Origin of the sequence: Streptomyces sp. 8L, assembly GCF_020176795.1 — a bacterium.
In the GTDB taxonomy this organism is placed as follows: Bacteria; Actinomycetota; Actinomycetes; order Streptomycetales; family Streptomycetaceae; genus Streptomyces.
Genome location: NZ_JAIUKE010000372.1, coordinates 1 through 12,778, shown reverse-complemented (window position 1 = coordinate 12,778; position 12,778 = coordinate 1). Strand labels below are relative to the sequence as shown.

At 66.8% G+C, this 12,778-nt stretch carries 10 protein-coding genes and 1 pseudogene; 3 read left to right on the top strand and 8 right to left on the bottom strand.

The window, feature by feature from the left end; genetic code table 11:
- Positions 1-117: 117 nt before the first annotated feature.
- The 3 genes from LCE31_RS27165 to LCE31_RS27155 all read right to left on the bottom strand — a co-directional run bounded on the left by LCE31_RS27165 (position 118) and on the right by LCE31_RS27155 (position 3,636).
- Positions 118-1,515 carry a serine hydrolase domain-containing protein gene (locus tag LCE31_RS27165; RefSeq protein ID WP_225018728.1) on the bottom strand — a complete coding sequence of 466 codons (1,398 nt, stop codon included), beginning with the start codon at positions 1,513-1,515 and terminating at the stop codon, positions 118-120.
- 142 nt (positions 1,516-1,657) lie between these two features.
- Positions 1,658-2,863 (bottom strand): PucR family transcriptional regulator, encoded by a 1,206-nt coding sequence (locus tag LCE31_RS27160; protein WP_225018726.1) that lies wholly within the window; start codon positions 2,861-2,863, stop codon positions 1,658-1,660.
- Positions 2,864-3,291: 428 nt separating this feature from the next.
- Positions 3,292-3,636, bottom strand: coding sequence for a RidA family protein (locus LCE31_RS27155; protein WP_225018724.1), 345 nt, complete (start codon positions 3,634-3,636; stop codon positions 3,292-3,294).
- 262 nt (positions 3,637-3,898) lie between these two features.
- Between LCE31_RS27155 and LCE31_RS27150 the strand changes: the two genes are divergently transcribed.
- The 3 genes from LCE31_RS27150 to LCE31_RS27140 all read left to right on the top strand — a co-directional run bounded on the left by LCE31_RS27150 (position 3,899) and on the right by LCE31_RS27140 (position 7,030).
- On the top strand, positions 3,899-5,143 hold the full coding sequence (locus LCE31_RS27150; RefSeq protein ID WP_225018715.1) for an NAD(P)/FAD-dependent oxidoreductase: 1,245 nt from the start codon (positions 3,899-3,901) through the stop codon (positions 5,141-5,143).
- 108 nt (positions 5,144-5,251) lie between these two features.
- Positions 5,252-6,658 carry a serine hydrolase domain-containing protein gene (locus LCE31_RS27145; RefSeq protein WP_225018714.1) on the top strand — a complete coding sequence of 469 codons (1,407 nt, stop codon included), beginning with the start codon at positions 5,252-5,254 and terminating at the stop codon, positions 6,656-6,658.
- A gap of 150 nt (positions 6,659-6,808) precedes the next feature.
- Positions 6,809-7,030 (top strand): TetR/AcrR family transcriptional regulator, encoded by a 222-nt coding sequence (locus LCE31_RS27140; RefSeq protein ID WP_225018712.1) that lies wholly within the window; start codon positions 6,809-6,811, stop codon positions 7,028-7,030.
- A gap of 562 nt (positions 7,031-7,592) precedes the next feature.
- On the opposite strand, the gene LCE31_RS27135 is transcribed toward LCE31_RS27140, so the two are convergent.
- The 5 genes and pseudogenes from LCE31_RS27135 to LCE31_RS41330 all read right to left on the bottom strand — a co-directional run.
- On the bottom strand, positions 7,593-9,038 hold the full coding sequence (locus tag LCE31_RS27135) for an amidohydrolase family protein (protein ID WP_225018711.1): 1,446 nt from the start codon (positions 9,036-9,038) through the stop codon (positions 7,593-7,595).
- Between the two features lie 96 nt (positions 9,039-9,134).
- Complete coding sequence (locus LCE31_RS27130) at positions 9,135-10,139, bottom strand: dipeptidase (RefSeq protein ID WP_225018710.1); 1,005 nt, start codon at positions 10,137-10,139, stop codon at positions 9,135-9,137.
- Between the two features lie 153 nt (positions 10,140-10,292).
- Positions 10,293-10,631: pseudogene (locus LCE31_RS27125) on the bottom strand (DUF308 domain-containing protein); the annotation flags it as partial.
- 55 nt (positions 10,632-10,686) lie between these two features.
- Positions 10,687-12,102, bottom strand: coding sequence for an MFS transporter (locus LCE31_RS27120; protein ID WP_225018709.1), 1,416 nt, complete (start codon positions 12,100-12,102; stop codon positions 10,687-10,689).
- 566 nt (positions 12,103-12,668) lie between these two features.
- Positions 12,669-12,778, bottom strand: a 110-nt coding sequence (locus tag LCE31_RS41330) for a DUF6980 family protein (RefSeq protein ID WP_441349424.1), incomplete at its 5' end; no start/stop codon positions are given.

The window sequence follows — 12,778 nt, the reverse complement described above, 5'->3', positions numbered from 1 at the left end:
CTGGGCGGCCCGCTTTCGGCGCGCCCCGGCCCCCCGGCGGGGGGGGGGGGGGCGCCCCCCCCCGCGCCGGGGGGGGGCCCCCCCCCCGGCCACGCAGGAGATCAGTACGAGTGGGATCTAGCGAGAGACGCGCTCGTACAGGGTCCCTACTCGGACGAGCGTGGGGCGTCCGTCCGCGCCCGGGTTGTAGAACTGCACAGCTGCGTAAGACCCGGGACTGCCGAGGCGCATGGAAAAGCGGCGCCGCTCACCGTCGACGCAGACGAGGGGCAGGGCCTGGGGGTCACCGGGCGTGCGGCCGTTCAGCCGGTCCCATGTGTCCAGGTCAGGTGCGGGTGTCAGCTGGAGTTGGAGCAGTCCGTCGCGTACGTCGACGGAAACCTGGCCGTTGGGGGACCGATAAGCGCCGGTGAACTGCTCGATGTCGATCTCGACCGCAGGCTCCGGCGGGTACGAGGATGCTGGGCTTTGGACGTCGAAACACTCGTTGAGCAGGCTCTCACACAGCGTGGAGTACAGATTGAATCCGGTGGTGCTGTTCGTGAGCACCGCCAAGACGGCCTTCTGCTTCGGGAGCACGTACAGGGTCGAGTGCATGCCGAGGTTGGCGCCGCCGTGCGCCAGGACCGGGTCGTCTCCCGCGCGGACGATGGCCCAACCGAGGCCGTAGTTCACGTACATGGGGAAGCAACCCCAGAAGTCGTCGAACTGGGGCTCGCGCATCTCGTGAAGTGCCCAAGGGGACAGGAAGCGCCATCCGTCGGGCGCCGTGCCGTCGATGTGCATCCGCCCGAAATTGATCAGTGCGTCCACGTCGAGCCACAGGCGGGACCCGGCGGGGGCGTTCTCGGGCCAGGCGCGCATCCGGGAGACCGGAGACGCGTTCCCCGTGGTGGGGTCGACGGTGTGCCCCACGGCGGTCGATCGCAGGAGGAGCTCTTCGGCGTCGGCGGTTGCGTTGAGGCCAAGGGGCTGGAGGATGCGGGTGCCGAGGGCGGTGTCGTAACTCTCGCCGGTGATCACTTCGATCAGCCGTCCGAGGGTGCCCATACCCATGTTGCTGTAGGACCAGCGCCCACCGGGGACGCCGGTGACCGGCAGTGTGGCGAGTTCGTGCATCAGCCGTTCGAGTACGTCATCGCCCGGAGGCAGGTCCGGCATGTAGTCGCCAGGCAGGCCGGAGGAGTGGTTCAGCAGCATGCGCACGGTGATCGACGACGACCGCTCGGAATTTGCGGCCTTGAAGTCGGGCAAGTAGGTCCGCACGGGTGCATCGAGCTTGAGCAGACCTTCGTCCACGAGCGTCATCGCCAGGGACGCGGTGAACACTTTGGTTACGGAGCCAGCGGCGAACACGGTGTGGGGCAGCACGGGCGCGCCGGTTACCACGTTGACCGTTCCGGTCTCGGCTTTGATGAGCGTGCCGTCGTGCCACAGGGCGGTTGACGCGCCCGGCACGTTGAATTCTGCTGCCAGGTCCGTAAGCCGACGAGTGAGCTCCTCCGACGTCATCATGCCCACAAAGGTAGATGACCTGGTGATCGACTACATGCGTCCGTGGTCGCGTACGACCAGGTAATGGTTCGACTGGTGTCGCGTCAGTTGCTTGCGGCCGTCCTTCGGTCTCCCGCGTGAGGCGTCCTTCAGGGGTTGCAGCTCAGACAAGGCCCAGCAGACGGCAGACCTTGATGCCCAGGTGAAGGATGAGCCGATGCTGCCCGTCTGTGAGGTCGAGTGCGGTGACGTCTTCGATGCGGCGAACGCGGTGGTACACGCTCGCGCGGTGCAGTCCCAGCTCGGTGGCGGTCGCCCGTGCGTCGCCTGCCTTGTCCAGGTACAGCTCGGCGGTGGTGAAGAGGTCATGGTCGACCTCGAGCAATTGCCGTACTGCCGGATGCACGCCATAGGTGCCGAGCCGGTCGAAGGGCTGCCCGGCGAGCAGTGCGTAAATGCCCAGGCCCTCGTGCGTGACCAGTGGGGCGAACGAGGGGACGACCGCAGCCACGCGCAGTGCGTCCAGCGCCTGCCTGTAGGACGTGGCGGCATCGTCGAGTCGGCGAGCCGGGCTGCCGGTGGCCACATGCACATCGCGCCACTTCGCCGTCCCGCCCAACCGTCGCAGGGAGGTCGTCCTGAGGGATTCCGGCAGCTCCGGTGAGCGGCGCAGCGTCGCGCTCGGGATGACCAGGACAGCATGGTCCGGCCGGACCATGCGCAGGCTCCCGCGGTCGCCGAGTCGAGTGGAGACCGTATTGAGGGCGGCCTGGAGAGCTATCCGGTCGTCCTCGTCGACTCCGCCCCCGTCGCTGGGAAGGGGGCGTGCAACAACGGCGGTGACGTCGCCGCGCGGCGCGAACAGACCGCCCTCGACCAGCCGGGCCGAGGCCATGCCCCGTACCTGTTCGTCTTGCGAGAGCAGGTCTCGTACCAGCTCGCCCTCGCGTGCCGTGCGCAGGTCGGACAGGACGCGGTCGCGGAAACAGATGGCGCCCGCGTCGGCAGCCGACGCCGACGCCATGTCCAGATGCTCGTTGGTGAGTGCCCCCTCTGCATCGAACAGCCACAGGTAGCCGAAGCGCACACTTTGATAGACGACGGGCACTGCCACCCGCGGGAGTATCCCGAGATCCTCGTCGGCCGGTAGCCGTACGGGTCCGGTCGCGCGCCCCAGACGCTGACGCCGCAACCACGCCAGGGCCTCGGGTGGGGCTTCGCGGCTGAGGATGACACGTGCGCGCATCTCGTCGCCCTCGCCGAGATGAGCGCTGTAGGCCAGCAGCCTGAAGTCCAGGTCGTCCACGGCGACCGCTCGCCCCAGGCGTTTCGCGAGTGCCTCCACCACGCGCTGAAGCTCTTCGAGCATACGCTCACCACCCTGTCGCAGACCTGAGTCTGACCGTCGACGACTTCCGTCGGCGCTTGTTCAGTCGTACCACGTCGTGCGACATGGGTTACAGGACGGGATGCCTGGGGGCGACAGCTGACGCGCTGGGTGGGGAGCTGGCCGTACCCCTGTCTGTATGACAGGTGTCGAAGTATCGAAGCCTGGAACGCGACGCAGGCCACATGTCTGGCAGCGGGGTCTGCGCGAATCTTGAGGGGTCCCTGAGTCGGGTGCCTCGGCCACGCGGCACGATCCATGGCGTGGGCGCCGGGCACACGACGGTCTGACCTGGAGGCCCCATGCGCTCACCGCCGACACTCCAGTGCCACGTCAGGCCGGGCCTCGCTCCCGCCTGGGGAGGTCACGGTGAGCGGGGCATGAACCAGTGCGGCTCTGCCGGTGCGCCGTCAGCGACGGCGGGCCCAGGCTTCGAGTTCGACCAGTGCGCCGAACGGCAGCTCGTGCACCGCTACGCACGTACGGGCCGGAGGTTCGGAGCTGAAGACCTTGTTGTACCGCTCGTTGAAGGTGCTGAAGTCATCCATCGTGGTCAGGTAGATGTTGACCTTGACCACGTCGGAGGTCGTCAGTCCTGCCGCCTCCAGCACGATGAGCAGGTTGGCCAGTGCCTGGTCCGTCTGCTCGGCAGCACCACCGTCTACCAGGTGGCCGTCAACGAGACCGATCTGACCGGCGACGGCTACAAGGTCGCCGGCGTCCACGGTCGGGCGGTAGAGGGGAAGAGAGTTCATCGGTTCGCCTTACTAAGGGGAATGGTCAGTCGGGGCCGCGTTCCGGCTCACTATCTGCTTTTCGCCGCCTGAAGTCGTCCGCCAGTTGTCCGGTGCCGATGGCCTCGTTTTCGACGCCTGTCACATCGGCAGTCGCGCTCCTCACCACCGCACAGTCCTCTCTCCAGGAGACCAGCATGCTTGTCCCAGCATTTCCGGGCCCGCCGCGCGTACTCGAGGAGGGCGCAGCGCGCTCCCTCGTCGGTGAAGGCGGTGTTCAGGCGTGAGGGGTTCAACACGTAGGACTCCCGGGCGAGTTGCCGTGGTTGGCGCCGGGATGGTCGGACTGTCGACCGCATGGTTCCTCCAGGAGGCCGGCGTCGAGGTGACGGTGCTTGACCGCTCGGGCGTGGCTGCGGGCTCCAGTTGGGGCAACGCAGGCTGGCTGACGCCCGGCCTGGCTGCTCCGCTGCCCGAACCGGCGGTCCTGAAGTACGGCCTGCGCGCCATGTTCAGCCCGTCGTCGCCGCTCTACATACCGCCGACCGCCGACCCGCGCATGCTCAGGTGGCTGGCACAGTTCGCCCGCAATTGCACGCCCGCCCGGTGGAACAAGGCGATGCACGGCATGTTCCCTCTCATCGAAGGCGCCCTGCCCGCGTTCGACGCGCTGGAGGCCGGCGGGGTCACCGCCCGCACCCAGCCCGCCGACCCGCTCACGGCAGCGTTCCGCACCGCACAGGACAGCAAGGGCCTCCTTGAGGAGTTCGCACACCTGCGGAAGGCCGGCCGCCCCGTCGACTTCGAGATCCTCGACGGTGCTGACGCGCGGAACTCCGAACCCGTCCTGGCTGACGAGATCACCCGCGTGGTGCGCTTTTTTGGCCAGCGGTTCATCGACCCCGCTCAGTATGTCCAGGCCATCGCTGCCTCCGTACGCGCACGGGGCGGCCTGATCGCCGAGGGGGCGGAAGTGCGCAGCATCCATCCGACCGGTTCCTGCGTCACTGTGGCCGACGAGGACTATGATGCCGTCGTCCTCGCCCACGGTGCCTGGATCAACGGGCTGGCCCGACAGGCAGGTGTCCGGCAGATCGTGCAGGCCGGACGGGGCTACTCCTTCACCGTCAAGATGGACCAACTGCCCAACGGACCCGTCTACTTCACCCAGCAGAAGATCGTCTGCACGCCCCTCGGTGACCGGGCCAGGATCGCCGGGACCATGGAATTCCGCGATGTGACCGCGCCCAAGGACCCGCGACGTATCCAGGCCCTCGTTTCACAGGTGCGGGCCCTGCTGCATGGCGCGCAGCTCGACGACCGCGAGCACGAATGGGTGGGTGCGCGCCCCTGCACCGCGGACGGCCTCCCCCTGATCGGAGCCGGGAGCAACTCCCGCGTCTTTGTGGCCGGAGGTCACGGGATGTGGGGCGTCTTCCTGGGCCCGGTCAGCGGCCGGCTCCTCGCCGAGCAGATCACCACGGGACAGCGGCCCGATGCGCTACGCGCCGTCGACCCATTGCGCTGAGGACACCGTCCGGCCGTTCCGAGCGCCACATGAGTGACCGCGGGGAGCACAGCGCAGCGAACGAATCCGCCCACCGCCTTCCTACGATCCATAAGGAGACAGCCCGCCTTGGTCCGACCACTGAAGATCGACGATCCCCGTTCGTCGTCGCTGCCGGAACGTGCGCACTGGCAGCGACGGCTCACCGAACTTGCCGAACGGCACCAGGTACCGGGCGCGGTCCTGGGCATAGCCCGCGGCGAGCAGACCGGCGTGGCCGCGTACGGCGTGCTCAACGAGGCGGCCTGGATCACCACCACGCGGGGCTCTCTCTTCCAGATCGGGTCCGTCACGAAGGTGTGGACGGCGACCTTGGTCATGCAACTCGCGGACGAGGGCATCCTTGACCTGGACGCCCCGGTCGTTGAGATCCTGCCGGAGCTGCGCCTCGCAGACGCGGACGTGGCACGGCAGGTGACGATGCGGCATCTCCTGACTCACACCAGCGGCATCGATGGGGACGTGTTCACCGACACCGGACGCGGCGACGACTGTCTGGAGCGCTTCGTCGGTCAGCTGGACGAGGCCGCGCAGAACCATCCGCTCGGCGCGACCTTCTCGTACTGCAACTCCGGGTTCGTGCTTGCCGGACGGGTCATCGAGAAGCTCACCGGCATGACATGGGACCGCGCACTGCGCGAGCGGCTGTGCGCCCCACTCGGCCTCGAGCACACCGTCACGCTGCCGGAGGAGGCACTGCGCTTCCGCACCGCCATGGGCCATGACGCCGCGGACGGCCAGCCGCCCCGGCCGGTCCCCGTCTGGGGACTGCCGCGCTCTCAAGGGCCCGCTGGCCTGATCACCGCCACGGCCGAGGACGTCCTTGCCTTCGCCCGCCTGCACCTGACCGGTGGCATCGCCCCGGACGGGACGCGGCTGCTCTCGGAACGTGCGATGCAGGCGATGACCGAGCGGCAAGTCGAGCTGCCGGATGCGCTGACGCTCGGGGACTCCTGGGGGCTTGGCTGGATCCGCTTCTGCTGGGACGGCCACCGGCTGATCGGGCACGACGGAGCCACGCTCGGGCAGGCGGCCTTCTTGCGGGTGCTGCCTGAGCAGGACCTGGCCGTCACGCTCCTCGCCAACGGCGGCGCGGCGAAGGACCTGTACCGGGACTTGTTTGCGGAGATCTTCGCCGAACTGGCAGGTGTGACCATGCCGGAGCAGCCGCAGCCACCGGACGTTCCCGTACGGATGGACGTCCGTCGGCACCTCGGACGGTACGAGCGTGCCGGAACGCGCATCGACATCATCGAGAGCAGCGACGGATGGCGGCTGCGGCATACGACGACCGGACCGATCGCGCATCTAGTACGGGAGCCGGTCCTCGAGACCGCCCTGGTTCCTGTCTCGGACAACCAGTTCCTCGTCCAGTACACCGACAGCTCGTCCTGGATCCCAGTGACCTTTTACTCACTGCCCACCGGCGAGAGCTATGTGCACCACGGCATGCGTGCAACCCCGAAGGTGTCCTGACATGAAGCAGCAGCGCTACAACGCCGTGGCCGGCGCTTCAGCGGCGGTCGCCCACACAGCCGCGGCAGGTTCGCCAAGATGAGGTCCCCGGCCCAAACCAGCATCTGGCTAGACAGCGGAAAAGCGGAGCACAGCAGCGCACGCGGTCGGGTGGCCATCCTTGGCCAGGGCCAAATCGTCGCAGTGACAGTGCGGATGCTGGATGCCGATGGATTTGTCGACTTCTCCATGCGTAAGTTGGCCACCGAGCTGAACGTCACGCCCATGGCGATCTACTGGCATGTGGACAGCAAGAACGACGTTCTCGAGCTCGCTCTGGACGCGGTCCACGGTGAATTCACGCAGCAGGCGCTACATCCGAGTCTTCAGTAGCAGGGGCGTACCGGGAAATGGTGATGCGCCATCCCGGGGCATCCACCCTTCTGAGCTCTTTTCTCAACATCGGCCCCAACGCACGCGATGCCCAGCACATCCTCTCCCACACGGGCTTGCAGCACGCCGCTCAGGCCGAGGTCGTCTCCACCGTCTTCCAGGTGTTTCACGGCCTCGGCACACGTGTAGGCACCGTGCGAGGGTGGTGCACCGAGTCCGACCAGGCAGAAGAGGCGTACCGTGCCGAAGCCCAGTCACCCCGAACGCTCGGTTGTGATGTGGGAGCAGCGCTTCAGGTTCGGATTGGACGTTGTGATCGCGGGAATCGAGGCGCTTGTGGGGCGCTGGGAGCCATGGCCTGGGCCGCGGCTGTTCGACTCTGCCGAGCAGCGGAGTCTTCCTCGAGTGATCCCCTCACCAGACACGCGCCCCCAGCGACACGTGAGTTCGCGAGAGGCGCCCGCCGCCGGCATGCTCCGGTGGTGTCGGACTATCGGCCAGCGGGATGCGGCGGCCAAAGCGGGAGCCCGGGGAAGACAAGAGTCTTGCTGTCCGTGCGTTCTCAGTGCGTTCCACTCACGCAGGTCGGGCATCCCGGTAGGCGAGCACCGTGGTGGAGGGCCCTTTTGTAACGAGTCTCCTCCTCGAGCGGGCCAGGGAGGTCTGCGGTCAACAGAGGCCGTTCCGGGAGCGCGTCCGTGTCCACCAGAGCACCGTCCTTGACGACTGCGTGAATGCTTCGGTAGTTCTTGGCGCCCCGCAACGGATCCGCGTCGAGCACGACCATGTCGGCGATTTTGCCCACTTCGAGTGTTCCGAGATCGTCCTCGACCTTATAGGCCCTGGCGATGTTCCGGGTCGCCGCGTGCAGCAGGTCCATCGGCGACATTCCCTTTTCTTCCATAGCCCTCAGCCAGACGAAATGCCCCGTCGCCAGTCGGCCCAGGGCCTCGTCCTCGGGCAGTCCGTTCCAGGTGCCCTTGACCATCGGTTCCTGCATGAATTCCGGAGCGAAGATGCCTCCGTCGTTCGCGAGGAGGATCATCGCGTCGGACTCGATGAGACGGCGACTGTTGGCGTCCGATGCCTTCCAGATCGTCCACTCGTGATCCGAGACGCTTTGCTTCAGAGCTTCCATTCCGCTGTTGGCCAACGGAAAGACGACGGCACTGCAGTTGTTCTGCGAAAAGAGTTCGAGTGTCTCGCCCGGGATCTCTACGGGACCCGTCATGTTGCAGTGCTGTACGAGGTCGCAGCCCGCCTCGATCGACATCCTCAGGCCCTCGACCGACTGGGCGTGTGCCTGAGCGGTCAATCCGGCGCGATGAGCTTCTTCGACGATGACGCGTTGTGTCCGCTCGGAGAACTGCAGGAAGGCGCCGCCTGAGGTCCCGCCGTGTTCGTTCGCCGCGTACTTGACGAAGTTGATGCCGTGCTCGATGTACTTGCGGACCTCCGCCCCCACCGCCTTGGGCGTTAGCCACATCAGATGCCGTCCACTGTTCTCGACCCACGTCGCGTTCACCCGGTCGACGAAGTGAGAGCTGCCGATCCCGGGGATGCGTCCGTCGAAGTCGTGGGAGAACGGGCCCTCGAACCCGATGATGTTCCCGGCGCAGCGCACCCGGCTGCCCACGACATCGCCTTGGTCGATCCTGTCGCGGACCGCCATGAGCGCGCGCCGCGGCCCCCAGGTGTCGAATACCGTCGTCATCCCGCTCTTGAGCGCGACCTGAGCGGCCTCGATGATCAACTCCTCGTATCTGCCCTCGTAGCGGACGAGTGTTTCGAAGAGGATGTTGACGAACAAGTGCACATTGGCGTTCATCATTCCGGGGATGATGAACTTCCCGCTGAAATCGACCACTTCGGTGTCCGGTGGAACCGGAATCTCGTTCGGTCGGCCGATTGCCACGATGCGGCCCTCGTCCACCAGGATCGACCGGCCTTCGATTCCCTTTTCGGAGACACCGTCGATGACGGTCGCACCGGTCAACAGGAGTGACATGATCATCCTTTCAGAGCCGACTGCGCCCTGCTGCGCGGCGCAGCAAGTCGAATGAGCTTCGCTTCTCGATGCCGTCCACGGCACCTGGGCGGGTGCTCAGCGCCACACGTTCTGCGCCACGCGGAGAAAATTCTCACCGAGGATTCCCCGTACGGCCTCGGACGCGTATCCGCGCTCCACCAACGCCGTCGCGATGGCGGGCAGCCGCTCCGGCTCGATGAAATCGATGCGATCCCATTGCTCATAGCTCGGCGGGAACAGGTCGGGATTCTGGGTCAGTTCACCGTTGACGTCGTCGAACTCGAAGCAGAAGTCGAGGCCGAGCCCCACGTGCTCCCAGCCGACCAGCCCGACGGCGTGATCGACGTGGCGGACGAGCGCTTCGGTGCTCGTGTCGTTGTCGCCGAGGAAGATTCCCACGCCGTTGATCCCGACGACGCCGTCTGTCGCGGCGCATGCCTGGATCTGGTCGTCCCACACGTTGCGCTCGTGGTCGTGGACCGCCCGCGTCGCCGAGTGGGACAGCACGACCGGCGCCGTCGACGCTTCGAAGATGTCCATCGACGTGCGGTAGGAACAGTGCGTGGCGTCGACCACCATTCCCACGCGGTTCATCTCCGCCACCACTCTTCTGCCGAACTCGGTTAGCCCGCCGTCGAGGTCGTCATGACAGCCTGAACCAGCGGCATTGCGCTGGTTGTAGGTGAGCAGCATGGTCCGGACTCCGAGGTCGTAGTACGTCTGGACCGTGTCGATGCGACCACCCAGGGGACGCGTGTCCTCAAGGTCGAACGCGACCGCCAGACGCCCGGTGGCCTTGGCCCGAATCACGTCGTCGGCCGAGTCGGCCATGACGTAGCGGTCGGGGTTCATGAGAAGGTGACGGCGGAACGCGGACAGGACCGTGATGGTGTCCGCGATGTCGTGTGGCGCGTAACCGACGTTCACCGACACGAAGGAGGCTCCCGCCTCCGCGTACCGCCACAACTCGTCGACGCGGGTGTCCGGGGCGAGCGGAAGGCAGCAATGCTGCTCCCACACCAGCGCTTGGGCGTACTCGGCCGCGAAGTCGGGCTGCTTCGTCGCGTACTCCTGCTTCATACATCTCCCAGAGGCGAAAGGCGGGTCTCGGCCGAATGTTAGGACTACGCGACATGGCAGGCGAGCGACAGTTGTCGTGTCGAGCGCGATGCCTGTTCGACGGATGTTGAAAATGGCTGCCCGACATGAAGGAGAGTTCGCATCGACGGGCATTCAGGTATCCCGGCGCGCGGGCTTGAGGCGCAGCGCCGAGACGAGGAAGAAGATCCCGCCGAGGAAGGCATACTCGGCCAAATTCCGGAGCGTGGCGCCGTCCTTGCCGGCCTGGAGAAAGAAGCTCACGCCGGCCAGGGTGGAGATGGCACCGCTCACGACCATCGGCCACTGCCCGCCCATCCGGCGCCGGACCAAGGCCATGGCGAGCTGCGTGATGCCGGCCGTGACGGCCCAGACACCCCAGACCCGCAGGACAGCCGGGATGCCGGAGGCGAGCGCGACTGCCAGGGCGATGCCGGTGAGGACACTGAGCCCGATGTTCACGAAGGGCCGTGTGCGTCGCTTCGGCCCGCGGCCCGAGGCGACCGCGGGCTCATACCGCGGCGGTCGTCTACGAGCCCGGCACCGGATCCGGCACCCTGCTGGCCGCGGGGTGACTTGCCACCGGAGCACGGCCGGGCATGAACGCGACGAACGCGAGCGGCAGGACGGCCAGGATTGCGGCGAGCAGGAACCCGAACTGGAAACTGCCCTCGGTGGGCAGCTTCGTGAGGCGGTCCGTGCCGCTGGACAGCGCGGCGGCCGAGATCTGCACGCCGATCGCCGCACCGATCCCGCGCGCGACCATGTTGACCGAGCTGGCGATACCGGTGTCGACCGGATCGACAGCCGCGATGGTGCCGGCGTACAGCGCCGTACCGGCGGCACCGACGCCAATGCCCACGGCCACGATCAAGCTGAGCACGACGTGCCAAGGGGCGCTGTGCCAGACCGCGGCGAAGAGGAGTCCGACGGCGGTGACCACCAATGCCGCGGCGACGACCAGGCGGGATCCGAACCAGCTAACCAACTGCCCAGACAGCGGTCCGACGAACATCGCGCAAAGATACGCGGGGAACAGGTATAGGCTGACCTGGCTGGTGGAGGCCGTGAAACCGAACCCGGCCACTTTCGACGGCATCGCGAGCAACTGCGGGAACAGGTACGCGGGGATGGCGGACCCCGCGCCGAGAACGCCGGCGACAACGACCGAACTCCACACTCCGCGGCGCCCGAGCAGGCGGAGGTCGATCAGAGGTGAGGAAGCCCGCCGCTCCACGGCCACCCAGCAGGCTCCGCTGACGAGCGTGACGGCGAACAGTGCCAAGGATTCTATGGACAGCCACCCGGTGCGGGGGATCCGGGAGAGATCGAAGGTAAGCGCGCCGAGTGCGATGGTCAGTAGGAGGGCTCCGGGCCAGTCCAGCTTCGCCTGTCCTGCTCGTCGCGCGGCAGGCGACCTGCGTTGAGGCAGGACGAATTGGGCGGCAACCGCCAAGGCGGCCACCAGCAGGGTGGGCAGCAAGAACACCCAGCGACGGGACAGAGTGTCCGCGATCGGGCCCGCGGCCACGATCCCGAGTCCGGTGCCGGCGATGAAGGGTCCCGTGACGAGCCCGACGGCGAGCGCAACGCGCTCCTGTACGAACTCCCCTACCATCGTGAACGCGACCGGCAGGATGCCGACGCCGATGCCCTGGAGCGTCTGGCCGATCAGCATCACGGGCAAAGTGTCGGCGAAGGCCGATATGCCAGCGCCCGCGACGATGATCCAGGTTATCACGAGGAGCATGCGCCGCCCGCCGAACATGTCGGCGAGTTTCGCCGTGACCGGCCCTGTGATCGAGCCACTCAGGACCAGCGTCGTGGTGAGCAGTGCGGCCTGCGACGTGGTGAGGGAGAGCTCACGCTGCAGGAGCGGAAGTATCGGGATGGGGACGTTTTCCAGAGCGCCGACTGCGACAGCGAGTATGGCCAGCACGGCCATGCCCGCTCGGGGAAGGCTGCGCTGATCTGAGCGTGGTGCGGAATTGGGCACGACGGCCTCCAGGGAAGAGCGGGGACGAGAAAGGAGCGGGGACGCGCGGGAGCACGCCTGCGGTACCGGCACTTCCGGAGTGGCGCTATGGCGCTGGAGGCGATTTAGCCTCTGCTGGCCGGTCCGGCCAACTCCTCGTGCCCGATCGAAGGCGTCGAGGAGGTGTTTGTGGCCGTCAGCTTCATGCGTGACCGATACGTCATGGCTGGAAAGGGTGGCGGCGGGCGCCTCGCTCAACAATCGACACGTGTCGGAGTTCGCGTCACGCGAGTGGACCAACTGTCGCACTGTGTGGGGGCTGGCCGTGGAAGCGCCGACAGGGACTGACCTTCAGCGAATGCCGCGGTCGGCCACGGTGTTCGTGACACTGATACCCGGGTGGTTCTGATGGGGGGAGGGGCCTGTTGGACATCCGAGACCTGCGGGGCGGCGTACTTGTTCGCGAAGTTGCAAGCTCCGAAGGTCGGTTGACTCTAGGGCGTGTATCGGAAGTGGCTTGAGAGGCTGTTGGTTCGTCAGTCCCGCAACGGGGCGGCGAGCCAACGTTCGTCCTGGAACTCGGCTGGGACTTCGTCCTCCCACGGATCGATCCCGCGGCGTTCCAGTTCGTCGAACCATCGGTCCC

Coding starts and splice junctions, on each gene's coding strand:
- LCE31_RS27165 (WP_225018728.1), bottom strand. CDS start 1,515: ATGATGACGTCGGAGGAGCTCACTCGTCGGCTTACGGACCTGGCAGCA.
- LCE31_RS27160 (WP_225018726.1), bottom strand. CDS start 2,863: ATGCTCGAAGAGCTTCAGCGCGTGGTGGAGGCACTCGCGAAACGCCTG.
- LCE31_RS27155 (WP_225018724.1), bottom strand. CDS start 3,636: ATGAACTCTCTTCCCCTCTACCGCCCGACCGTGGACGCCGGCGACCTT.
- LCE31_RS27135 (WP_225018711.1), bottom strand. CDS start 9,038: ATGTCACTCCTGTTGACCGGTGCGACCGTCATCGACGGTGTCTCCGAA.
- LCE31_RS27130 (WP_225018710.1), bottom strand. CDS start 10,139: ATGAAGCAGGAGTACGCGACGAAGCAGCCCGACTTCGCGGCCGAGTAC.
- LCE31_RS27120 (WP_225018709.1), bottom strand. CDS start 12,102: ATGGCCGTGCTGGCCATACTCGCTGTCGCAGTCGGCGCTCTGGAAAAC.